23 protein-coding genes are annotated in these 23,999 nt (G+C 58.2%); 10 read left to right on the plus strand and 13 right to left on the minus strand.

Going from position 1 to position 23,999, the window contains the following annotated elements:
* Nucleotides 1-22 precede the first annotated feature (22 nt).
* From AC2FD9_RS19200 to hutI, 7 genes are all read right to left on the minus strand, one after another.
* Entirely contained in the window at nucleotides 23-451 is a 429-nt protein-coding gene (locus AC2FD9_RS19200) for an SRPBCC family protein (RefSeq protein ID WP_282120370.1), read from the minus strand.
* A complete protein-coding gene (locus tag AC2FD9_RS19205) occupies nucleotides 439-768 on the minus strand; it encodes an ArsR/SmtB family transcription factor (RefSeq protein WP_282120371.1) in 330 nt (109 codons plus the stop codon). Before AC2FD9_RS19205 ends, AC2FD9_RS19200 begins: the two co-directional genes overlap by 13 nt.
* A gap of 40 nt (nucleotides 769-808) precedes the next feature.
* Nucleotides 809-1,687 (minus strand): phosphoserine phosphatase SerB, encoded by an 879-nt coding sequence (gene serB, locus AC2FD9_RS19210; protein ID WP_496726507.1) that lies wholly within the window; start codon nucleotides 1,685-1,687, stop codon nucleotides 809-811.
* A 68-nt stretch (nucleotides 1,688-1,755) separates the two neighbouring features.
* Nucleotides 1,756-3,438 carry a urocanate hydratase gene (gene hutU / locus AC2FD9_RS19215; RefSeq protein ID WP_496838408.1) on the minus strand — a complete coding sequence of 561 codons (1,683 nt, stop codon included), beginning with the start codon at nucleotides 3,436-3,438 and terminating at the stop codon, nucleotides 1,756-1,758.
* The gene (gene hutG, locus AC2FD9_RS19220) at nucleotides 3,435-4,253 is read right to left on the minus strand and encodes an N-formylglutamate deformylase (RefSeq protein WP_496838410.1); all 819 of its coding nucleotides are present in this window, start codon (nucleotides 4,251-4,253) and stop codon (nucleotides 3,435-3,437) included. Before hutG ends, hutU begins: the two co-directional genes overlap by 4 nt.
* Complete coding sequence (gene hutH / locus AC2FD9_RS19225) at nucleotides 4,253-5,788, minus strand: histidine ammonia-lyase (protein WP_496838411.1); 1,536 nt, start codon at nucleotides 5,786-5,788, stop codon at nucleotides 4,253-4,255. Before hutH ends, hutG begins: the two co-directional genes overlap by 1 nt.
* A complete protein-coding gene (gene hutI / locus AC2FD9_RS19230) occupies nucleotides 5,788-6,993 on the minus strand; it encodes an imidazolonepropionase (RefSeq protein WP_496735519.1) in 1,206 nt (401 codons plus the stop codon). The genes hutH and hutI overlap by 1 nt, the downstream gene beginning before the upstream one ends.
* An 81-nt stretch (nucleotides 6,994-7,074) precedes the next feature.
* Between hutI and AC2FD9_RS19235 the strand changes: the two genes are divergently transcribed.
* From AC2FD9_RS19235 to AC2FD9_RS19245, 3 genes are all read left to right on the plus strand, one after another.
* Nucleotides 7,075-8,430, plus strand: coding sequence for a formimidoylglutamate deiminase (locus tag AC2FD9_RS19235; protein ID WP_496838412.1), 1,356 nt, complete (start codon nucleotides 7,075-7,077; stop codon nucleotides 8,428-8,430).
* 29 nt (nucleotides 8,431-8,459) lie between these two features.
* Entirely contained in the window at nucleotides 8,460-9,164 is a 705-nt protein-coding gene (gene hutC / locus AC2FD9_RS19240; protein WP_496838414.1) for a histidine utilization transcriptional repressor HutC, read from the plus strand.
* 82 nt (nucleotides 9,165-9,246) lie between these two features.
* Nucleotides 9,247-10,764, plus strand: a complete 1,518-nt coding sequence (locus AC2FD9_RS19245) for a malonate--CoA ligase (protein WP_496838416.1) — start codon at nucleotides 9,247-9,249, stop codon at nucleotides 10,762-10,764.
* Here the strand turns inward: AC2FD9_RS19245 and AC2FD9_RS19250 are convergent.
* The 5 genes from AC2FD9_RS19250 to AC2FD9_RS19270 form a co-directional block, all read right to left on the minus strand.
* Nucleotides 10,751-11,488: a metallophosphoesterase family protein gene (locus tag AC2FD9_RS19250; RefSeq protein WP_496838418.1), complete on the minus strand. Its 738-nt coding sequence runs from the start codon at nucleotides 11,486-11,488 to the stop codon at nucleotides 10,751-10,753. The two genes, AC2FD9_RS19245 and AC2FD9_RS19250, sit on opposite strands and share 14 nt — an antisense overlap.
* 118 nt (nucleotides 11,489-11,606) lie before the next feature.
* On the minus strand, nucleotides 11,607-13,202 hold the full coding sequence (serA, locus tag AC2FD9_RS19255; RefSeq protein WP_058272633.1) for a phosphoglycerate dehydrogenase: 1,596 nt from the start codon (nucleotides 13,200-13,202) through the stop codon (nucleotides 11,607-11,609).
* 58 nt (nucleotides 13,203-13,260) lie between these two features.
* On the minus strand, nucleotides 13,261-14,415 hold the full coding sequence (locus AC2FD9_RS19260; RefSeq protein ID WP_496838420.1) for a phosphoserine transaminase: 1,155 nt from the start codon (nucleotides 14,413-14,415) through the stop codon (nucleotides 13,261-13,263).
* 159 nt (nucleotides 14,416-14,574) lie between these two features.
* The gene (locus tag AC2FD9_RS19265; RefSeq protein ID WP_496838422.1) at nucleotides 14,575-15,672 is read right to left on the minus strand and encodes a Gfo/Idh/MocA family protein; all 1,098 of its coding nucleotides are present in this window, start codon (nucleotides 15,670-15,672) and stop codon (nucleotides 14,575-14,577) included.
* 12 nt (nucleotides 15,673-15,684) lie between these two features.
* Nucleotides 15,685-16,395 carry a GntR family transcriptional regulator gene (locus AC2FD9_RS19270; RefSeq protein ID WP_496838424.1) on the minus strand — a complete coding sequence of 237 codons (711 nt, stop codon included), beginning with the start codon at nucleotides 16,393-16,395 and terminating at the stop codon, nucleotides 15,685-15,687.
* Between the two features lie 106 nt (nucleotides 16,396-16,501).
* Between AC2FD9_RS19270 and AC2FD9_RS19275 the strand changes: the two genes are divergently transcribed.
* From AC2FD9_RS19275 to AC2FD9_RS19300, 6 genes are read left to right on the plus strand one after another with little or no spacing between them, the layout of a single operon-like run.
* Nucleotides 16,502-17,656 carry an LLM class flavin-dependent oxidoreductase gene (locus AC2FD9_RS19275; protein WP_058272637.1) on the plus strand — a complete coding sequence of 385 codons (1,155 nt, stop codon included), beginning with the start codon at nucleotides 16,502-16,504 and terminating at the stop codon, nucleotides 17,654-17,656.
* On the plus strand, nucleotides 17,656-18,546 hold the full coding sequence (locus AC2FD9_RS19280) for an aldo/keto reductase (RefSeq protein WP_496838427.1): 891 nt from the start codon (nucleotides 17,656-17,658) through the stop codon (nucleotides 18,544-18,546). The genes AC2FD9_RS19275 and AC2FD9_RS19280 overlap by 1 nt, the downstream gene beginning before the upstream one ends.
* Nucleotides 18,546-19,061: a flavin reductase family protein gene (locus AC2FD9_RS19285; RefSeq protein WP_058272664.1), complete on the plus strand. Its 516-nt coding sequence runs from the start codon at nucleotides 18,546-18,548 to the stop codon at nucleotides 19,059-19,061. Before AC2FD9_RS19280 ends, AC2FD9_RS19285 begins: the two co-directional genes overlap by 1 nt.
* Nucleotides 19,062-19,113: 52 nt before the next feature.
* Nucleotides 19,114-19,701, plus strand: coding sequence for a TRAP transporter small permease (locus tag AC2FD9_RS19290; protein WP_058272639.1), 588 nt, complete (start codon nucleotides 19,114-19,116; stop codon nucleotides 19,699-19,701).
* On the plus strand, nucleotides 19,702-20,991 hold the full coding sequence (locus AC2FD9_RS19295; protein WP_282152903.1) for a TRAP transporter large permease: 1,290 nt from the start codon (nucleotides 19,702-19,704) through the stop codon (nucleotides 20,989-20,991).
* A 24-nt stretch (nucleotides 20,992-21,015) separates the two neighbouring features.
* Nucleotides 21,016-22,077, plus strand: coding sequence for a TRAP transporter substrate-binding protein (locus AC2FD9_RS19300; protein WP_496838430.1), 1,062 nt, complete (start codon nucleotides 21,016-21,018; stop codon nucleotides 22,075-22,077).
* 34 nt (nucleotides 22,078-22,111) lie between these two features.
* On the opposite strand, the gene AC2FD9_RS19305 is transcribed toward AC2FD9_RS19300, so the two are convergent.
* Complete coding sequence (locus AC2FD9_RS19305) at nucleotides 22,112-22,582, minus strand: tetratricopeptide repeat protein (RefSeq protein WP_496838431.1); 471 nt, start codon at nucleotides 22,580-22,582, stop codon at nucleotides 22,112-22,114.
* Nucleotides 22,583-22,666: 84 nt separating this feature from the next.
* On the opposite strand from AC2FD9_RS19305, the gene AC2FD9_RS19310 reads away from it, so the two are divergent.
* A complete protein-coding gene (locus tag AC2FD9_RS19310; protein WP_496838432.1) occupies nucleotides 22,667-23,866 on the plus strand; it encodes a cytochrome-c peroxidase in 1,200 nt (399 codons plus the stop codon).
* Nucleotides 23,867-23,999: the final 133 nt, after the last annotated feature.

Below are 23,999 nucleotides of genomic sequence, written 5' to 3' on the forward strand. Positions count from 1 at the left end.
TTATTTCCTCCCTAATGAAAACTTATCCAAACTGCGCCTCAAGCTTGGCCAGCGATGATGTCCAGCCCATGTTGTGGTTTGCTGCGGCCTCGGCATCTGCCAGTTCGCGGTGATCCAGAACTAGCCGCGCCCCGTTTTCGGTCGCAACGACCGAAAACGTCACGTGACTTTCCGGCCCGCGCTGATCCTGATCGTCATGCCAGGCCCAAGTGAACCCAACCGAATTGGGCGGATCAACATGGGTTACGTGGCCCGAGACTTTAAATGTCTGGCCCTCTGCGTTCTTCATTATTGAATACCAGGGCCCCGTGCGTGAGAAATTCAGGTCATGCTCGGGCACATGCACCCCTTCGGGCCCCCACCACTGCAACAGCTTCGCCCCGTCACTTATCCAGGCAAACAGGTTTTCGGGGGTGGTCGGGAACTCACGTTCCAGTTTCAGGTCGGCCATGAGTTTTCCCTTTCAATGAGGTCGCCCAGACGATCGAGGCTGTTTTCCCAGAACTGACGTTTTGAGATGGTCCATTCCGCAATCGCCCGCAGCCCGTCGGGCTGGATAGAATACATCCGCTGGGTGCCGTGGACGCGCTGTTGCACCAATCCGGCCTCGCGCAGCACTTTCAGATGGCGCGAAATCGCTGCGCCCGACATACCGCGCCCTTGGATCAGGTCACCGGCAGGCAGCTCTCCGTCCTGCATCAGTTGCTCAACGATCGAGAACCGAGTGGAATCGGACAAAGCAGAAAAAGCATTTATCAGAGTGTTCATAGCCTTTATTTAACACGTAAGTTAAATAAAGGGAAGACCTTTAATCGGACACAAATTCCGAGCGGCTATAGCCCTGAACGTACAGCAATGCTGTCAGATCGCCATGGTTGATCCGAACCTCGCATTGCTCGGCAACCGTGGGCTTGGCATGCAGGGCCACCCCTGTTCCCGCGCGGTGCAGCATCCCCAGATCGTTGGCCCCGTCGCCTACGGCAATAACGTCTTCTTCACGCAAACCCAGTCGCGCGGTGATCTGTTCCAAGGCATCCACCTTGGCTTGACGCCCCAAAATGGGCCGCAGTACATCCCCGGTCAGTTTTCCGTTTTGGGCCAGCAGGGTGTTGGCACGGTTCTCGTCAAAGCCCAGCACCTCGGCCACTTTTGCGGTAAACGCCGTGAAACCGCCCGAGACCAAGGCGGCATAGCTTCCGTTCTGGCGCATCGTCGCGACCAGTTCCTTGCCGCCCGGCATCAGAGTGATGCGTTCATCCAGTACTTTACCGATCACCGCCTCATCCAGACCTTTCAACAGACCAACCCGTTCGGTCAGCGCGCCCTCAAAGTCCAACTCGCCATTCATGGCGCGTGCGGTGATATCCTTAACGCGGTCGCCGACGCCGGCCTCATCCGCCAGTTCGTCGATGCATTCCTGTTGGATCATGGTGCTGTCCATATCGGCCAACAGCATCTTCTTACGGCGGCCTTCGGTCGGTTGGACAACCAGATCCACGCCCATTTGCTGCAGGTCCGCCCAGGCATCCCACCGGTTGCCCGGCATTTCGCTAAGATGGAACTCTGCTGCTTCATCCGGGCTGAGCCAAACGATCTCACCACCGCCCCATGCGTTCCGCAAGGACTCGACCAGCGACAATTCCAGATTAGACACATCGGGGTCGGTCAACAGGGTGGCAACGTACATATTCGATCTCCGGCAAGCTCACCTGCGCATATCGCAGGTGCAGCATTTTCGCCAGAGTCTGTTTCGAACTAGCCCAAAATACCCGGCAGGCGCAGCCCATGGGCCCGCGCGCAATCCTTGGCAATGTCGTACCCTGCATCCGCATGGCGCCAGACGCCCGAGGCCGGGTCGTTCCAGAGAACCCTTTCCAACCGCCGCGCGGCATCTTCGGTGCCATCGGCACAGATCACAACACCCGCATGTTGGCTAAAGCCCATCCCGACGCCACCACCGTGATGCAGAGACACCCATGTCGCCCCGCTCGCCGTATTGATCAGCGCATTCAGCAACGGCCAGTCGCTGACCGCATCCGAGCCATCCAGCATCGCCTCAGTCTCGCGGTTGGGGCTGGCCACAGACCCCGAGTCCAAATGGTCGCGTCCGATCACCACCGGCGCCTTTAGCTCGCCATTGGCGACCATCTCATTGAACGCCAGCCCAGCCCGGTGTCGGTCACCCAATCCAATCCAGCAGATACGCGCAGGTAGACCCTGAAACGCGATCCGCTCTTGCGCCATGTCGATCCAGCGATGCAGGTGCTCATTCTCGGGGAACAGTTCCTTCATCTTGGCATCGGTTTTGTAGATGTCCTCGGGGTCGCCCGACAGAGCACACCAGCGGAACGGGCCGATGCCTTTGCAAAACAGCGGGCGGATATAAGCGGGTACAAAGCCGGGGAAGGCAAAGGCGTTCTCAAGCCCCTCATCCTGAGCGACCTGCCGGATGTTATTGCCGTAATCCAGCGTCGGAACGTCCGCGTTCCAGAAATCCACCATCGCCGCGACATGCTGCTTCATCGAAGCGCGAGCGGCTTTTTCCACCGATTTAGGGTCTGTTTCACGCTTTTCGCGCCACTCTCCCATAGTCCAGCCCAATGGCAGATAACCGTTAATCGGATCATGCGCGCTGGTTTGGTCGGTGACGATATCAGGACGCATCCCGCCCGCCTGCATCCGAGCATAGATCTCGGGGAAAACCTCTGCCGCATTGCCCAGCAGACCAACCGACTTCGCTTCGCCAGCCCTGGTCCAGCGGTCAATCATCTCCAGCGCTTCGTCCAGCGTTTCGGCCTTTTCGTCGAGGTATTTGGTCCGTAGGCGGAAATCGATGCTGTCCGGGTTACACTCAACAGCCAGACATGAGGCGCCTGCGAACACGGCCGCCAGCGGTTGCGCGCCGCCCATTCCACCCAGACCTCCGGTCAGAATCCACTTGCCTGTCAGGTCACCGTTGCAATGCTGACGCCCCGCTTCGGCAAAGGTCTCATAGGTGCCCTGAACGATACCCTGCGTGCCGATGTAAATCCACGAGCCAGCGGTCATCTGGCCGTACATCATCAGGCCCTTCTTATCGAGCTCGTTGAAGTGATCCCAGGTCGCCCAATGTGGAACGAGGTTGGAATTGGCGATCAGCACCCGCGGCGAATCCTTGTGCGTGCGGATGATCGCGACCGGCTTGCCGGACTGGACGATCAGCGTTTCGTCTTCCTCCAAATCCTTCAGACCGGCAACAATAGTGTCGAAATCCTCCCACGTGCGGGCCGCGCGACCGATACCACCATAGACCACCAACTCATGCGGGTTCTCGGCCACATCCGGGTGCAGGTTGTTCATCAGCATCCGCAGCGGGGCCTCGGTCACCCAGCTTTTGGCGTTCAACTCGGGGCCGGTCGGTGGATAGATATCGCGGGTGTTTTTGCGCGGATCGCTCATTTCTGGGCTCCTTGTCTGGTCAATTCGCCCGAGAGGGCAAGATCGTTGATGCGGGTCAGCATAGTTGTCAAATGGGGGCGCAGTTTCGCAGCGCGGTCCTCGCGCCATGTCCACGGGGGTGTCTCGTCCATGTAAGCCCGCTGCGCGATCTCCATCTGGATGGCGTGTATGCCATCAGAAGGGCGACCATAGTGGCGGGTGGTCCATCCCCCGCGAAACCGGCCATTCAGGACCGAAGTGAAACCTTCGGCCTTGCTCGCCACGTCGTGCACGGCTTGCTCAATGGCCGTGTCGCACGTCAGCCCATCATTGGTTCCAGTGTTGAACACCGGCAATTCGCCTTCGAACAGAAACGGGATCAGCGACCGGATCGAGTGGCAATCAAACAGGATCGCCATGCCGTGCCGGTCCCGAACGCGGCTCAGTTCATCCAGAAGGGCAGCGTGATAAGGTGTGTGGTATTTGCGCCGTCGATCTTCGACTTCATCCTCGGATGGTGATTGCCCGTCATTCCAGATCTGCTGCCCGTCGAAATCGGTCAGAGGCACAAGGGTGGTGGTATTCTGGCCCGGATATAGCGAGGCCCCGAACGGATCACGATTGGCGTCGATGACGTAGCGATGAACATGCGACTGCACGACCGTGACATCATCCAATATCCCCTTATAGAGCCTATTTATGTGCCAGTCCGTATCCGCCATACCGCGCCCGTTGTCATTCAGACGGACCGCTGTTTCGTCTGGCACATAAGTTCCGCCATGAGGCTGGCCCAGCACAATGGGACCTTCCCCGCGCTGAACGCTGAACACCTGCATCAGAACAGCCCCGGCATCTGGGCACCCACTGCCCCAAGGATGTCACCCTCAGCCACCATGCACTTGGATGTTTCCAGATCGGGTGCCAAATAGCGGTCTTCGTTCAGTGTTGGGATCTCTGCCCGTACCCTATCCATGACCCGTTGCAACGGTTCGCTGGTTGCCAGCGGTGCGCGGAACTCCACCCCCTGAGCGGCGCAAAGCAACTCAACACCAAGAATGTAGTTCAGGTTTTCGACCATCCGCGTCAGACGCCGCGCACCATGTGCAGCCATCGACACGTGATCCTCCTGGTTGGCCGAGGTCGGTGTACTGTCAGTCACGCAAGGATTGGCAAGGTGCTTATTCTCGCTCATCAAGGCGGCGGTCGTGACTTCGGCAATCATCAGACCTGAGTTCAGGCCGGGATCAGGCGTCAGGAACGGCGGCAGATCAAAGCTGAGCGTCGGGTCGACCATCAAGGCAATGCGCCGCTGCGCAATCGCGCCGACCTCGGACACCGCCAGTGCAATCATGTCTGCGGCAAAGCCAACGGGTTCGGCATGGAAGTTCCCGCCTGAAACGATGGCACCCGCCTCAGTCAGAACCAGCGGGTTGTCGGTGGCCGCGTTCGCCTCGATCTCAAGCGTGGTGGCCGCTTGGCGCATGACATCCATGGCCGCGCCGGTGACCTGCGGCTGGCATCGGATGCAATATGGGTCCTGAACGCGCGTGTCGCCGTCCCGGTGGCTTTCGCGGATCTCGGACCCGGCCAGTGTGGCACGCATGGCGCTGGCGGCTTCGGTCTGGCCGCGGTGCCCACGCAGGGTATGGATTTCGGGTTGCAAGGGCGCAGTCGATCCCATGATCGCATCCGTCGACAGGGCCGAGATGACCAGCGCGCTTTGCGCTGCACGCCAGGCTTCGAACAGACCGGCCAGCGCAAAGGCAGTCGAGAATTGCGTGCCGTTGATAAAGGCAAGCCCTTCCTTAGGACCGAGTTGAATAGGCTCTAATCCAACCGATTTTAGCGCTTTCCCCCCCGGCAGGATGGTTCCGTCAACCTCGGCTTCACCTTCGCCGATGACTACGGCTGTCATATGCGCCAGGGGCGCAAGATCGCCCGAGGCCCCGACCGACCCCTGCGCGGGAATAACCGGGGTCACGCCCATGGCCAGCATCTGCTGCAACAGGTCGATCAGCTCCCAACGCACACCCGATGCTCCGCGTCCGAAGGACAACAGTTTTAGCGTCATCATCAGCCGGGTCACACGGCGTGGCACGGCCGAACCAACGCCGCAGCAATGGCTGAGGATCAGGTTGCGCTGAAGGGTCGAAGTATCCTTTGCCGCGATCTTGTGGCTGGCCAGTTTTCCGAACCCGGTGTTAACGCCATAAACCGGGTCTTCCCCGGCCGCAGCTTCGAGAATGCGTTTGGCTGCAGCCTCCACCTTGGGTTTGCACCCGTCATCCAGCGATACTGCGGGCTGCGACCAATACACTTCGGACAGATCCGACAGCGTGACCTGACCGGGCACAAGCGACAGGGTCTTCATTACAAACCTCCGAAAATGCGGGCGTGCAGCGGGTTGAAGCCGATCCGATAGGACAGCTCGGCTGGGTGCGTGATGTCCCATACCGTCAGGTCCGCGCGTTTGCCTTCAGTTATTGTGCCAGTGTCGGTCAGGCCCAAGGCTTGCGCCGCATTGCGGGTCACGCCAGCCAATGCCTCTTCCGGCGTCAGGCGGAACAAGGTGCAAGCCATATTCATGGTCAGCAGAAGCGACGTCAGAGGGGACGAGCCGGGGTTGCAATCCGTCGCCAGCGCAATCGGCACCCCATACTGGCGCAGCAGTTCAACCGGCGGCACCTGTGTTTCGTGCAGCGTATAGAACGCCCCCGGCAGCAGCACACCCACGGTTCCGGCCTGTGCCATGGCGGCCACGCCAACCTGGTCCAGATATTCGATATGATCTGCCGACAACGCCCCGTAAGAAGCCGCCAGGGCTGCCCCTCCGAGGTTCGAAAGCTGCTCTGCATGCAACTTGACCGGAAGGTTCAGTTCTTTCGCCACATCGAAGACCTTAGCGATCTGAGACGGATCAAAGGCGATCCCCTCACAAAAGCCATCAACGGCATCCACCAGCCCCTCTTCATGCGCCAAACGCAGAGTCGGGATGCAAACATCGCGAATGTAGGTATCAGCGCGCGCCTGGAACTCAGGCGGCACCGCATGTGCTCCTAGAAAACTTGTTTTCACTCGCACCGGGCGCACTTGGCCGATCCGGCGCGCGACGCGCAGCATCTTGAGCTCTGAGTCGGTGTCCAGACCATAGCCCGATTTGACCTCGATGCACGACACGCCGTCGGCCATCAGGGCGTCCACTCGCGTCAAGGCATCCTCTAACAGGGCCTCTTCGCTGGCCGAACGGGTCGCTGTGACAGTCGACAGAATTCCACCACCTGCGCGCGCGATCTCTTCATACGAGGCACCATTCAGACGCATTTCGAACTCGACCGCCCTGTTGCCACCAAAGACGACATGGGTGTGGGCGTCGATTGGCGCCGGCGTTATCAGCCGGTCGCCATAGTCCGCGGTCGGCCAGTCAGAATAGTCAGCAGGCAGTGCATTCCGAGGCCCGATCCAGGCAATTTTCTCACCATCAACAACAAGTGCTGCGTCCTGAACTATCCCATAAGGTTCGGCGCCATCGTCCATGGTCGCCACCCGCGTGCTCAAAAGGACAGATTTTTTGACCATATCGATTCTTTTGGGCTCCCTTTGTCGTTAGATTTTTCGTATACGTATAAAAGTTTAAAGTCTACACAAAATGGAAATGCGATGACCATCCATGCGAAAACGGCTTTATTAGGCTCTGATTGGATCAGTAACTTGCGGGTAGAAATCGCGCACGGTCAGATCCAAAGCTTGGAATCACAAGCGACCGCGCGATCCGGAGACACACAGGTTGATGTCTTGCTGCCAGCCTTGGGAAACCTGCACAGCCACGCCTTTCAGCGCGCGATGGCCGGTATGACAGAAGTGCGCGCCGCCGGGCGCGAGAGCTTTTGGACCTGGCGCACTCTGATGTACCGGTTCCTGGACAGATTGACGCCGGATCACGTAGAGCCCATTGCCGCTTTGGTCTATCTGGAGATGCAAGAGGCCGGATATGCCTCGGTCGGTGAGTTTCACTATATCCATCATCAGCCGGGCGGCGGGCGCTACGACCACGTGTCGGAACTGAGTCAGCGCATATTTGCTGCGGCCACCCAAACTGGAATCGGTTTGACGCACCTTCCGGTTCTCTACACCTACGGCGGTGTCGAACAACAACCCTTGGCGGGCGGTCAGCTACGCTTTGGCAATTCTGTGGATCAGTTTCTGAACCTGGTCGAGGAATGCCGTTTAGCTCCACCGCATGCGGATTCTGTGATCGGTATCGCCCCGCATTCTCTGCGGGCAACATCGCCTTCGGATTTGCGCAAGGTCCTGAATGCCACTCCTGATGATCCCGTCCACATCCACATCGCCGAACAGCTGAAAGAAGTGGCCGATGTAGAGGCCGCGCTTGGACAGCGGCCGGTCGAGTGGCTGCTGGACCATGTCGACGTCGATGACCGGTGGTGCCTTATCCACGCAACTCATATGACCGATGCCGAAACACGCGCCGTTGCGCGTTCGGGCGCCGTTGCCGGGTTGTGCCCGATTACCGAGGCGAATTTGGGCGACGGTATTTTCAACGGTGCAGTTTATGTCGAAGAAGGTGGTCGCTTTGGCGTGGGATCAGACTCTAACGTGAGGATTTCTTTGCCTGAGGAACTGCGGACTTTGGAATATTCTCAACGCCTGCGGGACCATGCGCGGACGGTTTTGGTCAAAAATGAAGGCTCAGTCGGCCAGGCGTTGTATACAGGGGCCGCACAAGGGGGCGCGCAGGCATTGGGACGAAATACCGGGGAAATCGCTGTCGGCAAGCTGGCCGACCTTGTGGCGATCGACCGATCTCATCCCACGATCTGCGCACTAACTGACGAACAGGTGCTGGACGGTCTGTGCTTTGCAGCACCCGATGGATTGGTAACCGATCTTTGGTCAGCAGGGCGCCACATGGTGCAGCAAGGCCGCCACATCGAACGGGATCGGATAATTCCCGCGTATCGGTCGGCGATTGCCGATCTTTTGGCAGACGTCTAAACGCACCTATTCAGGTAACCAGAGGCACCATGACCCAATCTAACGAAACCACCAGCTACAGGGACATCAAGGAAACCGTGCTGGCGCGCATTCGGTCGGGTGAGTGGCAGCCGGATACGCTGCTGCCCAACGAGCAGGACCTGGCCGTCGAATTCTCGTGCACCAGAACGACCGTGAACCGCGCAATGCGAGAGCTGGCGGACGAAGGGTTTCTGGAGCGTCGCCGCAAAGCCGGTACACGGGTTCTAAGCGCGCCGCAAAGGCAGGCCCGTTTCACGATACCCAAGGTGCGGGACGAGGTTGAGGCGTTGGGCGGAATCTATCGCTATGCGCTGGTCTCGTCTGTTGCCGAGCGAGCGCCCGATTGGCTGTGCGCAAGACTGGCGCTGAAACCGGACCAACACGTGATGCATGTTCGCTGCATGCATTTTAACGGCAATACTCCGTTTCAATACGAAGACCGGTGGATCGTCATAGACTCGGTTCCGGAGGTGGTGAATGCGGACTTCGCCTCAATAGGCCCGAATGAATGGCTTATTCAGACCGTTCCCTTCACCAATGTCGAGCTGAGTTTCCTGGCCAGCCGCGCCGATGACTCGGTGGCCGCATTCCTGGACCTGCCCATCGGCGAGCCGGTGTTCACGGGCGAACGGATCACATGGCTTGAGGGCCAGCCAGTCACCTTTGCAAAGATGTACTTCGCCGCCGGGTACCGGATGACCACTCAGTTCTGAGCTGACCGCGATTTCTGCTTTACCGTGCCCCTAATCCACGCCAGATTCAGCGTATTCTGATCCTGCGCGAAGGAAATATGGGATGGGTAACCCACTCTATGATCGGTTGTTTGGCATCCATGCAGGCAAGGATACGCCTTTCCTTCTTCTGCCCGACGGCCAGACCATTACCCACGCGGCTTTTCTGGACACGGCAGCCCGAATCGCTAACGCTTTGAACGGGTACGAGCTTGAGCCCGGAGACCGAGTTGCTGTTCAGGTGGAAAAATCACCAGAAGCGCTGGCGCTCTACGCGGCTTGCGCCCAAACCGGGCTGATCTTTTTGCCGTTGAACACGGCCTACACATCCGGCGAGCTTTGCTATTTCATCGAAAACAGTGGGGCTGCGCTGGTGGTTTGCGATGCCGCCAAACAAGCGGAACTGACGCCCATCGCCGAGGCGCAAAACGCAAGGTTAGAGACGCTCAACGCAGATGGGTCGGGCAGCTTGATGCGGCGGGCATTGGGTATGCTTCCTGCCTTCGAACCAGTCAAGCGGACCGAAGGTGATCTTGCCGCATTCCTCTACACCTCTGGCACGACCGGGCGCTCCAAAGGTGCGATGCTGACGCAAGCCAACCTGCTGTCCAATGCCGAGACGCTGGTGGACGAATGGCGGTTTACCCAGGATGATGTGCTGCTGCACGCCTTGCCGATCTTTCATACCCACGGGTTGTTTGTAGCGACGAACGTTATTCTGGCTTCGGGCGGTTCGATGATCTTTCTGCCGAAGTTTGATCTGGATGATGTCCTTCGCCTGATGCCCAATGCGACCTCGATGATGGGCGTGCCGACCTTCTATACCCGATTGCTGGCGGATGATCGGTTCACCGGTGATCTGGCGCAGCACATGCGGTTGTTCATCTCGGGTTCGGCCCCCCTGCTGGCCGAGACGCATGAACGGTTCGAGGACCGAACCGGACACCGCATCCTTGAACGCTATGGTATGACGGAAACCAATATGAACACCTCGAACCCCTATGACGGTGAACGTCGCGCAGGAACTGTCGGGTTCCCGCTGCCGGGTGTCGAACTAAAGGTAACCAACCCTGAAACCGGCGAGGCATTACCGCAAGGCGAGATAGGAATGATCGAAGTGCGCGGACCAAACGTCTTCGAAGGTTATTGGCAAATGCCCGAAAAAACCGCTGCGGAATTGCGCGAAGACGGGTTCTTTATCACCGGTGATCTCGGACGCGTGGACGTGGATGGTTACGTACACATCGTGGGACGCGGCAAGGACCTGATCATTTCGGGCGGGTTCAACATCTACCCCAAAGAGGTCGAACTGGTGCTGGACGACCAGCCCGGTGTGCTGGAAAGCGCCGTAATTGGCGTGCCACACGCTGATTTCGGCGAAACCGTTCTGGGTATTCTGGTTGCAGAACCGGGCCGAGCGCCTGACCTTGATGCCATTATGGCCAGCGTTCAGAACCAACTGGCGCGGTTCAAACACCCCAGCCAACTGATCGTGCTGAATGAGCTGCCCCGAAACACTATGGGGAAAGTGCAAAAGAACGCCTTGCGCGAGCTTTACAAAGATATGTTTACCGCGGATTAGGCTCTAACGGGACCCGGCCGGCGTCCGTCAGCAACCAGCACTGACGCCCTTCGAACACGGCTGTGGCCAGTGGTCGACCATAACCTGCCCCTGCGTCCAGATTGACACGATTGCCGCAATGCTCCGCCGTATCCACGGGTGTGTGCCCATGCACGATCAGCCAAGGGTACGGGCTGGATTCGATTAAGAACTCTTGTCGTATCCAAACCAGATCATCCTCGGATTGCTGCGCCAAGGGGATACCAGGTCGGATGCCAGCGTGAACGAACAATAGCTCACCCTCTTGATGATAGGTTGGCAAAGCATTGATAAAGTCCAAATGTTCCGGCGGCACAGCGGCGCAGGCCCGTTCGTGAACCTGAAAGATCCGGTCATTGTCCGTGACCTCGACACCGTAGGATGCCAGCGTCTCTTGGCCCCCAAGCCGGGGATTCAGCCAGTTCAAAGTGATCGGCAACTGCTTGTCTGCGATCTCGCAATCCTGCACGAAACGGACCATCATCCGGTCATGGTTGCCTTTGACCATGACCCAGTTACGCCCCGCCTTGCGCCCTTCGATCAGCAGATCCAGAACCTCCCGGCTGTTCGGGCCACGATCCACATAGTCCCCAAGAAAGACAACACGCGCATCCGGCCCGCCATCCGCCTCGATCCGGGATAGCGCGTTTTTCAGCATGCCCATTTGCCCATGGATATCGCCGACCGCGTAAATTGGGATGCTCAAAACGCTACCTCTTGGAATATGTCAGTCACTTTGTGCAACAACTCGGTTGCAGAAAAAAGACAATGCCCGCACATTTTTTGCACGGGCATCGCCAAGGTCACAATTTTCGGACAGAATCTTATGCTACGTCAAATTCCAGCGGTTTGATCTGAGTGAATAGCCCCGTTTCCGCCAGTTTCGCCCGCGCTTCGGCCGGAACAGGTTCGTCCACGTACAGCAAAGCAATCGCTTCTCCGCCCGCTTCGGCACGGCCCAGCGTAAAGTTAGCGATGTTCACGTCGTTCTCGCCCATGGTCTGACCCAGCGCGCCGATGATGCCCGGAACGTCTTCGTTGGTGGTATAGAGCATATGGGCACCGACTTCGGCGTCGATATTGATGCCTTTGATCTGGATAAAGCGTGGTTTGCCATCGCTGAAAACCGTACCCCCGATCGAGCGTTCGCGCTTATCGGTTACTACAGTCACCTTGATGTAGCCGTCAAAGACACCGGTCTTGTCCTGATTGGTGGTCGATAGCTGAATCCCGCGCTCTTTCGCTACAACCGGGGCTGACACCATGTTCACTTCCGGGTTGAATTTTTTCATGATCCCGGCAACCACGGCGCAGTTCAGAGCAGCCAGGTTCATCTCAGCCGCGACACCGTCATACAGGATGTTGATTGCCTTAACCGGTTCATCGGTCATCTGACCAATGAAACTACCCAGGTGACCGGCCAACTTGATCCATGGACCCATGACCTTGGCTTCTTCGGCAGTGACGCTGGGCATGTTCAGCGCGTTTTCCACCGCGCCAGTCAGCAGATAGTTCGAGATTTGTTCAGCCACCTGCAGGGCAACATTTTCCTGCGCTTCGGTCGTTGCAGCACCAAGGTGTGGCGTGCAGACGACGTTCGGCAAGTTGAACAGCGGGTTGTCCTTTGCCGGTTCTTCTTTGAACACATCAAACGCGGCCCCTGCGACATGGCCGGATTGCAGCATCTCGGCCAGCGCCTCTTCGTCGACCAGACCACCACGGGCGCAGTTGACGATGCGTACGCCGGGCTTGGTCTTGGCCAGGTTTTCACGGCTCAGGATATTGCGCGTCTGGTCGGTCAGCGGCACGTGCAGTGTGATGAAATCGGCGCGGGCCAGCAACTCGTCCAACTCGACCTTTTCGACGCCCATCTTGGCGGCTTTCTCTTCGCCGAGAAAGGGATCGTAGGCGACGACCTTCATTTTCAGGCCCAGCGCACGTTCACAAACAATACCGCCAATGTTGCCCGCGCCAATGACGCCGAGGGTCTTATTGGTCAGCTCGATGCCCATGAATTTGGATTTTTCCCATTTGCCTGCATGGGTCGACGTGCTGGCCTCGGGGATTTGACGCGCAACGGCGAACATCATCGCAATTGCGTGTTCGGCGGTGGTGATCATGTTGCCAAACGGCGTGTTCATGACGATCACACCTTTTTTTGACGCGGCATCCTTGTCGACATTGTCGGTGCCAATACCAGCGCGACCGATCACTTTTAGATTGTCGGCTTTTTCCAGCAAGGTCGGCGTAACCTTGGTGGCCGAACGGATGGCGAGACCATCATACTGGCCAATCAGCTCGGCCAGCTTGTCCTTGTCCTTGCCCAGATCGGGCATGAAATCCACGTCGATGCCGCGGTCGCGGAATATCTGCACGGCGGTTTCGCTGAGTTTGTCGGATACGAGTACTTTGGGGGCCATGTTTGTGGTCCTTGAATGTCATGAAAAATCCGGGCCTGAGACGGCCCGGTAAAAAGGGTCAGGCAGCTTCTGTCTGCGCCGCGATCTCGGCCTCAAAGGCCCATGCCAGCCAGGGCAACATCGCCTCGATATCCGAGGTTTCAACCGTGCCACCGCACCAGATGCGCAGGCCTGCGGGTGCGTATCGGTAGGCGCCGATATCCAATGCGATATTCTCAGCCTCAAGCCGCTTGGCCACAGCTTTGGCGAATGTCGCACCGTCCTGAATGCGTGTGTCGGTGAACTTCAGGCAGACCGAAGTGTTCGACTGTGTCGCCGCATCCTCTGCCAGATTGGCGATCCAGTCGTTTTGGCCGCAGAACGCGTGAACCGCACCGGCATTGGCATTCGCACGGGCGATCAGGCCCTGCAAACCACCAACCGAGCGCGCCCAGTCCAATGCGAACAAGTAATCTTCGACCGCCAGCATCGAGGGCGTGTTGATCGTTGCACCGGTAAATATACCGTCGATCAGCTTGCCGCCCTTGGTCAGGCGGAAAATCTTGGGCAGGGGCCATGCGGGGGTGTAGCTTTCCAGCCGCTCCACTGCACGGGGGCTCAGGATCAACATCCCGTGCGCCGCTTCACCGCCCAGCACTTTCTGCCAGCTAAAGGTGGTCACATCCAGTTTGTCCCAGGTCAGGTCCATCGCAAACGCAGCCGAGGTTGCGTCACAGATCGTCAGACCCTGACGGTCATCCGCGATCCAGTCGCCATTGGGAACCCGGACGCCCGAGGTGGTGCCGTTCCACGTAAAGACAACGTCATTGGCGAAATCAATCGAGGCCAGATCAACGAGTTGGCCGTAGTCTGCCGTCTTAACCTCTGCGTCGATCTTCAGCTGTTTAACGACGTCGGTCACCCAACCGGACCCAAAGCTCTCCCAGGCCAACATCTCGACCTTGCGTTCGCCCAACAGCGACCACAGGGCCATTTCAACCGCACCGGTATCCGAGGCGGGAACGATGCCGATCTTGTAATCTGCCGGAATGCCCAGAACCTCACGCGTGCCTTCGATCGCGGCCTTCAGCTTGTCCTTGCCGACAGCTGCACGGTGCGACCGGCCCAGCGCGGCATCGGCCAGTTTGGTCAGATCAAATGTGGGGGGTTTGGCGCAGGGGCCTGAGGAGAAACGCGGATTTGCCGGCCGCGTCGCCGGTTGTTCAATGCTCATGTGTATTACCCTTACAGATACACGCCCCTCGTTGGGGAGGGGTGTCCCACAGACAGAGCTATTGCCTCGAACAACGCCCAGCAAGCGGAAAAGACGTATCGGGTGCCAAAAACGACACCCGATTATGTGCGTATCTGGAACGCAGGTTTCCTATCGGCATCAAGACGAGAGGCGCACAGTCTCTCCGGTTTCCAATGCCTGTTGCGCCGCCAAACCGATGCGCACGGCCCAAAGGCCATCGTTCAGGGTGACGTCAGGCTGTGCCTTTTCGCCTCGTAGAACAGCTAAGAACCCCTGATGTTGGTAGAAAGTTGAACCATTGTGGTCCCCGGCGGCCAACAGGCGCGGATCGACGGGTATTTCTTTGGTGACCGGACCTTTTGGGGCACGTGGGCTGACAATGATCTGCGGGACCGGCGGCGCGCCCAGATGTTCTGGCCAGAACCGCCCCGGCCCTGGCACCAACGCTTCGATCTTGGCGTCTTGCCCAACGGCTGAGATTTCCTCTTGATACCGTGATCCTTCGGCAAACATGCAAAGTTCCAGCATCGCGCGCGCGCCCGAGGCGAAGTCCACGATGACATAGCCATGGTCAAGGATATCGGGCGTTTCGCCCTCATAGTCCTCATCCAGATGGTTAACCGCCTGCCCGCCGCTGGCTGTAACGCGAACCGGATCGGATTGCAGGATCAAACGCATCAGGTCGAAGAAATGGCAGCACTTCTCGACAAATGTTCCGCCGGTATTCCGGTTGAACCGGTTCCAGTTCCCGACTTTTTTCAGAAACGGAAACCGATGCTCGCGGATCGACAGCATCTTAACGCCGCCCGTGGCCTCAGCCTCTGCAATCAGCGCAGCAATGGGCGGCATATAGCGGTATTCCATCGCAACCCAGATCGGGTGCGGATAATCACGCTGCAGCGCCTCAAGCCGCACCGCATCCACCGGATCTGTGAAAAGAGGTTTCTCTACCAACAACGGCAACGGGCGCGTCCGGGCAATCTCTTCGATTTGATCCACATGCAGGTGGTTGGGGCTAACGATGACGACGCAGTCCAGATCGTCGACCGCAAGCAATTCTTCGACCGAAGACACCATCACCGCGTCAGGCGCAATCGCCTGAGCAGCCTTCGCCATCTCAGCGTCAGGCTCAAAGATCGCTGAAACGCGCGTGTCGTCCAGCAGGGCAATATTGTGCAGGTGTTCCTGCCCCATCATACCGCATCCGATCAGCCCGTAGTGAATGGTCCGGGTCATGCGCAGTTCCTTTTACTTCAGTCGTTGGACATAGGTGGCCCGATCCGGGTCGAACCATGTTTTTGAAAACTCAACCGGTTCGGGTTTTTCCGACCAGCTGAACCGTTCGATGTAGCCAACCGTTTCTCCGGCTGGCCTGGTGAAATCAGGGGGCGTCCAATCCGGCAACATCCCGAGGGAAACCCTGTCTTCCGCACGCGTGATCCAGAACCCCAACTGGTGCTGGTAGTACCGATAAAGCGAGTCGGACAGCAGCTGTCGATCAATCAAACCAGCAGACTCATCCAGCCAGATTTCTTCAACCGCGATAATTGTGTCATTCAGATACCGCATCCGACGCACCCGCGATCCCATGTCCGATGAACCAAAGCGCGGCAGATCCACAGGCTTTTTCAGGTGGTCGACCGAGAGGATATCTGCCCGCGGCAACCCACCCCCCTCGGGCAGTTCAAGACGGAACATCGCATAGACGCTGTTCTGTGTTCCGGTCTCGCGTACGTAATTCCCTGATCCCTGAATACGCTCGAGCATCCCTTTTTTCTCTAACTCAGCCAGCGATTTTCGCAGGGTCCCTACCGATACCTTCAGTTCCGCAGCAAGGTCCCGTTCGGGCGGCAAACGCTCACCATCAATCAGGCGACCGGCGGCGATGTCGCGGATCAAAAGCTCGGCAATCTGAACATAAACCGGCAGGGCATTCGGGTTTCGGTTGGCAGAAGACATCTTTGGGCGCTTCACTCAGTCGCAGGAAAAATTGATACACCATTGATCTACATCATTGTGATTGCTACGCAAGAGGAAAGTCACTGTCCTGCGGAGAACGAATCAGATGACCATCGTCCCCATCACCTCACCCGATCTGAATGCGGCCGAGGTTTCGTGGTTTGCGGCGCTGTGTTCGGACGATTACCAGTTTCTTGGAATGCCCGATGGTGGCCTGCGATCCAGCTGGGATCACTGTTCAGGCATCGTGAAAGAGGCCGAGGCGCAAGGGTTTAGAAACATCCTCTGCCCGTCGTCCTATCAGGTGGGGCAAGACACGCTTAGCTTTGTGGCAGGCTGCGCGCCGATCACCGACAAAATCAACATGCTGGCCGCGGTGCGCTGTGGCGAAATGCAGCCCATTATGCTGGCCCGCACCATCGCAACGCTGGATCACATGCTGCAGGGGCGTTTGACGGTCAACATCATCTCATCCGATTTCCCTGGAGAGAAAGCCGACAGCGCCTATCGTTATCAGCGTTCTCGCGAAGTGGTCGAGATCCTGAAACAGGCGTGGACGCAGGATGAGATCAATCATGCGGGCGAGGTCTATAGCTTCTCGGGCCTGACGACCGACCCGGCGAAGCCATATCAAACCGGCGGGCCGCTACTGTATTTCGGGGGCTACTCCCCATCCGCTCTGGAACTGTGCGGTGAACATTGCGACGTCTACCTGATGTGGCCCGAAACCAAAGATCAACTGGCCGAACGGATGAAAGCCGTCCACGCGGTTGCCGAGAACTACAACCGCACACTGGATTACGGCCTGCGCGTGCACATGATTGTCCGCGATACCGAGGCCGAAGCGCAGGAATACGCCGACTACATCGTCTCAAAACTGGATGACGAATACGGTCGGGCCATCCGTGAGCGTGCTTTGGATTCGACATCACTGGGCGTCGCTCATCAGGCCAAAAACCGCGATCTGGCGGATGAATATGGCTATGTCGAACCCGGCCTTTGGACCGGCGTTGGCCGCGCACGGTCGGGGTGCGGCGCAGCACTGGTCGGATCGACCGATCAGGTCATGTCCAAGATCGAAGAGTATCAGAAGATGGGCATCCGCGCCTTCATCTTCTCGGGCTATCCTCACATGGACGAGGCCCGCCATTTTGGCAGCCGTGTTATGCCTAATCTGAAAACCTGTTCCCTTCCCGAAGCTTACGGAAGGGTTCCCGCAAATACCCCGGCCACCCCGCTGGGCAATGGAGTTCGCCGCTGATGCAACGTGTAAAACTATCTGACTCGCTGGACATGAGCCGCCTTGTCTATGGCATGTGGCGGCTGGGCGATGATACGGATACATCGGCAGACCATGTCGAGGCCAAGATTCAGGCCTGTCTGGATCAGGGCATCACCACATTCGATCAGGCCGATATCTATGGCGGATACGCGGCCGAGGCCGTTCTGGGCAATGCCTTGCGCGCAAATCCAGGCCTGCGTCAGCAGATGGAAATCGTCACCAAATGTGACATCGTCGCGCCGATGGGTCGGTATGCGGACGCCAAGTGCAAATACTATGACACCTCGCGCGCGCATATACTGAAATCGGTTGAAACATCGCTGTCCGAAATGGCCATCGATCATATCGACCTGCTGCTGATTCACCGCCCCGATCCATTCATGGATCATCACGAAACAGGTGCCGCGCTGGACGAAGTTGTCGCCGGCGGCAAGGTCGGCGCGGTTGGCGTGTCCAATTTCCGCCCATGGGACTGGAGCCTGCTGCAATCGGCGATGAAAACCCAATTGGTGACCAACCAGATCGAGATTTCTCTGGGCGAAATCGGCCCCTTCACCAACGGTGATCTGGCGTTTCATCAGCAGCATGGCCAGCCTGTGATGGCGTGGTCACCCTTGGGTGGCGGGTTGCTGATGGCTGGAAACCCTCCGGTCGGGGTTGTAGCGGACGAAATCGCTGAGGAATTCGGCGTGGATCGCGCCGCCGTGGCGGTGGCGTTTCTTCTGGCCCACCCTGCAGGCATTCTTCCAGTCTTGGGCACCAACAATCTGGACCGGATCAAGCGCATCTCTGACGCGCTGAAAGTCAATTTGGATCGCGAAAGCTGGTACCGCCTGTATGAGGCGGCACTGGGGCATGAGGTACCATGATGAATGCAATCTCAAAGGACATGACCCGCACATTCGTTCCCCACAGGGACGATACCCGAACCTTGCGCGACGCTTTTGGTCGTTTTGCCACCGGTGTCACCGTTGTCACCTGTGACAGCACAGACGGGCCGGTTTGCATCACCGCAAACAGTTTCTCGTCCCTTTCGCTGGACCCACCACTTGTCATGTGGGCAGGCGATCGCAACTCGCGCCGGTTCCGTTATTTCCAAGAAGCACGGCATTTCAGTGTTCACGTCCTTTCAGCGGAACAGGCCGAGCTTTGCTTTGGATGCTCGAAAGACGCGTTTGCGCTTCAGGATATCGACCACGAGCGCTGTGAAAATGGAACCCCGCTGCTGCCCGATTGTCTGGCCCGTTTCGAATGTGAGCAACACGCTTATCACGACGCTGGCGACCACGTTATCGTTATTGGAAAGGTCCTGCGTGCCAGTATGGCGGACGGAGACGCATTGACCTTCTACGCCGGAAAGCTCGGCCAATTCGCGCACCAGTAAGCGCGGAATAACTGTCGCGGTGGAAACCCGCGGCTGAAAAGGGAGGATCCGCATGGGCGGATTGACGTCGGTGCTTGCACCGATCGCGTTTGTTAATGAAACCGTGCTGCGATTGGGCCGCGCGGTTGGTGTCGTTGCGATTGCGCTTATGGTAATCGCGATCCTGATTCAGGTGTTTTTCAGATACGTTCTGGGCAACGCGCTGCCTTGGCCGGATGAGGCCGCTCGGTTCTGCATGCTATGGATGACCGGCCTGATGGCCCCCACGGCATTTCGGCGCGGCGGGTTTGTCGCTATCGACATGGTGCCCCTGATGCTGCCGCGAGGGGTTGGGCAAACCCTGAACATCCTGCTGCTGCTGGTTTCGCTGGCCGTTTTGCTGGTGGCCGTCAAAATCGGCTGGTCCGAGGTCACCGGGTTTGGCGGCAAGTTCGCCACCGCTGCGCTGTATCTGCCAACGTCCTTTGGGTTTGACGAGTGGTACCGCATTCCGCGCAGCTGGATGATGGCCTCACTGTTGGTTGGGGTCATCCTGCTGATTTCAGTCAATATCGAGCTGATCTTGCGCGCCGTCGTGACCCTGTTGGGCGGCGGTCATCTGCTGCCGGACATTGCCGATGCACCTGTGGGGGCCGAATAGATGCTGATATGGTTCCTGCCCACATTTCTGGTGTTTCTGCTGATCGGCCTGCCGGTCTTTTTCGCATTGCTGGCTGCACCAGGCATTCTTCTGTGGTTGAACGGTCAGACGGCCGACATCACGCTGCTGTATCGCAATGTCTATAACGGCATGGACAGCTTTCCGCTGATGGCCATCCCCTTCTTCATGCTGGCCGGAGAGTTGATGAACCGCGGCGGCATCACAATCCGTCTGGTTGAGTTCAGCCAAGCCCTGATGGGCCATTTTCGGGGCGGTCTGGCGCATGTAAATGTGCTGAGTTCGATCCTGTTTGCCGGGCTGTCAGGCTCAGCCGTGGCCGATACGTCGGCGCTGGGTTCAATGCTGATCCCAGCGATGGAAAAACAGGGCTATACCCGCAAGTTCGCCGCCGCGATCACGGCGGCCAGTTCCGTGATCGGACCGATCATTCCACCATCAGGCATCATGATCATCTACGCCTATGTCATGGGCGAAAGCGTGGCCGCTCTTTTTCTTGCCGGCATCGTACCCGGCGTGATGGTCGGCGTCGGCTTGATGCTGATGATCAAGGTGATGGCCGACAAGTACGACTTCCCCGTCGCCAGCCGAAAATACACCTGGGGCGAGCGCCGTCAGGCCAGCCTCAAAGCGTTCTTCCCCCTGCTGACACCTGTCATCATTCTGGGCGGTATTCTGGGTGGTATCTTCACCCCAACCGAGGCCGCGGCGGTCGCTGTCGGCTATGCGTTCCTCATCGGCTTTTTTGTCCTGCGCACGCTGACGCTGAAAGAGGTGCCTGAAATTCTCAGCAATGCGGGTCTGACCTCGGCCGTCGTTTTGTTGCTGGTGGGTGCAGCGATGGCGTTCAAAACGGTGGTCAGCCTGAGCCATGCGCCCGAACAACTGGCGCAATTGATCCTCAGCCTGTCGGAAAATCCGCTGATCCTGCTGTTCCTGATCAACCTGCTGCTGTTCGTTGTCGGCATGTTCCTGGACGCAGGTCCCGCGATCATAATCCTTGGCCCGATCCTTGCGCCGATCTTCACCAGCCTGGGCGTCGATCCAATCCACTTTGCCATCATCATGAGCGTCAACCTGACCGTTGGTCTAGCCACGCCGCCCATGGGTCTGGTCCTGTTCGTGGCCGCCGCCGTGTCGCGCGAAAAGGTCGAGACGATCGCCAAGGCGATCCTGCCGTTTCTGGCTGTCGAAATCATAGTGATCTTTTTGATCACCTATATCCCCGCACTATCCATGACGATCCCGCGCATAACGGGATTTGCAAACTGACTGAGTATCACAGGGAGGAAACGCATGCTCGGAAGATTTATCAAAACAGCAGCCTTAGCGACGTCGCTGGTTGCCGCAACCGCCATTGCGGCCACTGCGGCTGACTACACGCTGCGCGCGACCGCAAACTCAAACGAAAACGACGAGGACTATGACGGCCTGATCGTCTTCAAGAACTATGTCGAAGCGGCCTCAAACGGCGCGATTGAGGTGGAGCTGTTCATCGGTACGCAACTCTGTTCGAATGGCGCCGAATGCCTGCAGGGTGTGGCTGATGGCACAATCGACATCTACATCTCCACCTCTGGTGGCGCGTCGGGCATCTTCCCATATGTGCAGGTTCTCGACCTGCCCTACCTGATGGCGGATGACCGCGTGGCCGAGCGTGTACTATCTGGTGATTTCACCCGCACAATGCGCGAGATGGCGCTGGAGGATTCCGGCGGTGCGATCCGCCTGATGACCATCGGCAATACCGGTGGCTGGCGGAACTTCGCGAACACGCAACGCCGGATCGCAGAACCTGCCGACATGGAAGGCCTGAAAATCCGCACCGTGGTCGCCGACCTGCCTCAGGAACTGGTCAAGGCTCTGGGCGCGTCGCCCACCCCGATCCCGTGGCCGGAACTGTTCACCAGTTTCCAGACTGGCGTTGTTGAGGGATCCAAGAACGGCATCACCGACATCATGGGCATGAAGTTCCCGGATGCGGGCCTGCAATACGTCACGCTGGACGGCCACGCCTACATGGGTGCACTGTGGTGGATGAATAATGCCAAGTTCCAGGAGATGCCCGAAGAACTGCGCCGTGTTGTGGTGGATGGGTTCTATGCCCTGCAGCAAGCGACCTTTGCATCGCCCAAGCGCAAGTCGATCCAGGCCTATGAAGATTTCGTCGCAGGTGGTGGTGATCTGTACGTTCCAACTCCCGATCAGAAAGCCGCGTTCAAAGACGCAGCAACACCGGTTTACGAGTGGTTCCAATCCAACGTGGCCCGTGGGGATGAGATCTTTGCCGCGCTGACCGAGGCCGTGTCCATCGCCGAAGGCGAGATCAATGCGTCGCGCGATGCGGACCTGAATTAATCGATTGTGGGTCGGGCCTTATGGCCCGGCCCTTTTACCGAAACGGGTACATCCACCCTTTGTAGTCGTTGACCAGAACATGCGCTTTTTCGATCTGCTCCGGCGACATTTTCTTGACTACTTCCTCAAGGCTGATTGCCGCATCGGGATCGCCGCCAATGGCGCTGAGCGTGTACCACATATAAGCCCGCACCAAATCAGGCTCGGGCATGCCAAGGCCCAACTCATAGTACCAGCCAACGCCGGACTGCGCCCCCGGATGCCCTTTCATCGAGGCGCGCAAATACCATTCAAACGCCCTTTCATAGTCTTGCTCGACGCCCAGCCCAAGGCCGTACATCACGCCAATCAGTTCCTCTGCCTCGGCATTGCCCGATCGGGCAGCGGGCATCAGTTCCTCGCGCGCGGCCTCAAATGCGCCGGCCTCCATCATGTCACGGGCCTGCTCCAGTTCGGCCAGCGCCGGGGTCGCAAGACAGCAAAGGGCAAATACAAACTGGCGCATGGGGCTGTTTTCCTTTTCGTCGGCGCGGCGGCAGCGCAGGAATTACCGCGCCCGCTGACGGATAATGACTTCATCGCCTTTGATATGGAACAGGCCGCCATCGGTCATCAACTGTTTTACGATCCGATCCTGTCCGGCAATCAGAACATCACCTGCGCCCATTGCCATCACCCCGATTTCGGAACGTCCGATGGATTGTCGCTGGGCATTGGCGAAGGCGGTCAGGGCTTAGGACCTGAGCGCACACCGGGCACCGGAGACGACAAGATCCGAAAACGTATCCCCCGAAATTCTCCGGGTCTTTGGAATCTTGGGGCAAGGGACATTCACACCCTGTTCCATGACGGTCGCCTTAGTATTTCGGATGTTTATGGCAATGGCTTCAACTCGCCTGCACAGGAATGGTTGCCCGAGGGGTTGAATTCCTTGTTGGCCGCGCAGGCGCTTTTCCCGCTGACGTCGCAATTCGAAATGGCGGGTAACGTGGCCGAGAACCAGGTAACTGGGGCCGTACATGACCGGATCGACAAAGGCTGGCCAATATTGGCCAAACGCGTCCGTACCGATCCTCGTTACGGCCCGGCCATCATGGCCGCGTATGATGATGTTGAAACGACCGAAGACATCTCGATCACGCAGATCGCCAACGCATTGGCCGCCTTCATGGCCATTGAATGGCGCAGCACTGACAGCCCGTTTGATCGATATTTAGCCGGGGACACCAATGCCCTGTCGCCGGAACAAATGAATGGGATGGATCTATTCTACGGCAATGCCCGTTGCTCGGCCTGCCATTCTGGCCCGCTGATGTCCGATCAGGAGTTTCACGCTCTGGCCCTGCCGCCCTTTGGTCCCGGCCGCACCCGGCAGTGGGACCCTTATGTCAGGGACGTTGGACGTATGGGCGAAAGTGACCGGCTAGAGGATGCCTATCGCTTTCGCACTCCGATGCTGCGCAACGTGGCCCTGACCGCACCTTACGGCCACAACGGAGCCTTCCCGGATCTCGAAAGCATGATCCGCCATCATTTGGACCCTGTAGCAAGTTTCGCGAACTGGACACCCGTGACGGCAGCACTGCCCAACGTACCATGGCTACAAAAGGCAGATTTCATTGTACGGCACGACCGATTTGAAATGCAGCGTGTACGCAGCAAAATCGACATTACCCCGCTGGAATTGTCTGAAGATGAGATCAACAGCCTCGTCGAATTTCTGCATGCCCTCACCGGTACAAGCGTGGACACGCCGCCATTTGGCGTGCCCGTTGGCTTCACACCCTAGGATAAACCCCCGCTTTGAAACGGGGGTTCTAAATTTACTCAGCGGCTTCTTCGTAAGCGTCCATTGGGGGGCATGTGCAGATTAGGTTTCTGTCGCCATATGCGTTGTCGACGCGGTTTACGGGGGACCAGTA

This window comes from Ruegeria sp. YTSC230, assembly GCF_059609665.1.

What these genes read in the sequence shown, in the direction of transcription:
- AC2FD9_RS19200 (WP_282120370.1), bottom strand. Translation starts at nt 451, where the DNA reads ATGGCCGACCTGAAACTGGAACGTGAGTTCCCGACCACCCCCGAAAAC.
- AC2FD9_RS19205 (WP_282120371.1), bottom strand. Translation starts at nt 768, where the DNA reads ATGAACACTCTGATAAATGCTTTTTCTGCTTTGTCCGATTCCACTCGG.
- serB (WP_496726507.1), bottom strand. Translation starts at nt 1,687, where the DNA reads ATGTACGTTGCCACCCTGTTGACCGACCCCGATGTGTCTAATCTGGAA.
- hutU (WP_496838408.1), bottom strand. Translation starts at nt 3,438, where the DNA reads ATGAGCGATCCGCGCAAAAACACCCGCGATATCTATCCACCGACCGGC.
- hutG (WP_496838410.1), bottom strand. Translation starts at nt 4,253, where the DNA reads ATGCAGGTGTTCAGCGTTCAGCGCGGGGAAGGTCCCATTGTGCTGGGC.
- hutH (WP_496838411.1), bottom strand. Translation starts at nt 5,788, where the DNA reads ATGAAGACCCTGTCGCTTGTGCCCGGTCAGGTCACGCTGTCGGATCTG.
- hutI (WP_496735519.1), bottom strand. Translation starts at nt 6,993, where the DNA reads ATGGTCAAAAAATCTGTCCTTTTGAGCACGCGGGTGGCGACCATGGAC.
- AC2FD9_RS19235 (WP_496838412.1), top strand. Translation starts at nt 7,075, where the DNA reads ATGACCATCCATGCGAAAACGGCTTTATTAGGCTCTGATTGGATCAGT.
- hutC (WP_496838414.1), top strand. Translation starts at nt 8,460, where the DNA reads ATGACCCAATCTAACGAAACCACCAGCTACAGGGACATCAAGGAAACC.
- AC2FD9_RS19245 (WP_496838416.1), top strand. Translation starts at nt 9,247, where the DNA reads ATGGGTAACCCACTCTATGATCGGTTGTTTGGCATCCATGCAGGCAAG.
- serA (WP_058272633.1), bottom strand. Translation starts at nt 13,202, where the DNA reads ATGGCCCCCAAAGTACTCGTATCCGACAAACTCAGCGAAACCGCCGTG.
- AC2FD9_RS19260 (WP_496838420.1), bottom strand. Translation starts at nt 14,415, where the DNA reads ATGAGCATTGAACAACCGGCGACGCGGCCGGCAAATCCGCGTTTCTCC.
- AC2FD9_RS19265 (WP_496838422.1), bottom strand. Translation starts at nt 15,672, where the DNA reads ATGACCCGGACCATTCACTACGGGCTGATCGGATGCGGTATGATGGGG.
- AC2FD9_RS19270 (WP_496838424.1), bottom strand. Translation starts at nt 16,395, where the DNA reads ATGTCTTCTGCCAACCGAAACCCGAATGCCCTGCCGGTTTATGTTCAG.
- AC2FD9_RS19275 (WP_058272637.1), top strand. Translation starts at nt 16,502, where the DNA reads ATGACCATCGTCCCCATCACCTCACCCGATCTGAATGCGGCCGAGGTT.
- AC2FD9_RS19280 (WP_496838427.1), top strand. Translation starts at nt 17,656, where the DNA reads ATGCAACGTGTAAAACTATCTGACTCGCTGGACATGAGCCGCCTTGTC.
- AC2FD9_RS19285 (WP_058272664.1), top strand. Translation starts at nt 18,546, where the DNA reads ATGAATGCAATCTCAAAGGACATGACCCGCACATTCGTTCCCCACAGG.
- AC2FD9_RS19290 (WP_058272639.1), top strand. Translation starts at nt 19,114, where the DNA reads ATGGGCGGATTGACGTCGGTGCTTGCACCGATCGCGTTTGTTAATGAA.
- AC2FD9_RS19295 (WP_282152903.1), top strand. Translation starts at nt 19,702, where the DNA reads ATGCTGATATGGTTCCTGCCCACATTTCTGGTGTTTCTGCTGATCGGC.
- AC2FD9_RS19300 (WP_496838430.1), top strand. Translation starts at nt 21,016, where the DNA reads ATGCTCGGAAGATTTATCAAAACAGCAGCCTTAGCGACGTCGCTGGTT.
- AC2FD9_RS19305 (WP_496838431.1), bottom strand. Translation starts at nt 22,582, where the DNA reads ATGCGCCAGTTTGTATTTGCCCTTTGCTGTCTTGCGACCCCGGCGCTG.
- AC2FD9_RS19310 (WP_496838432.1), top strand. Translation starts at nt 22,667, where the DNA reads ATGGAACAGGCCGCCATCGGTCATCAACTGTTTTACGATCCGATCCTG.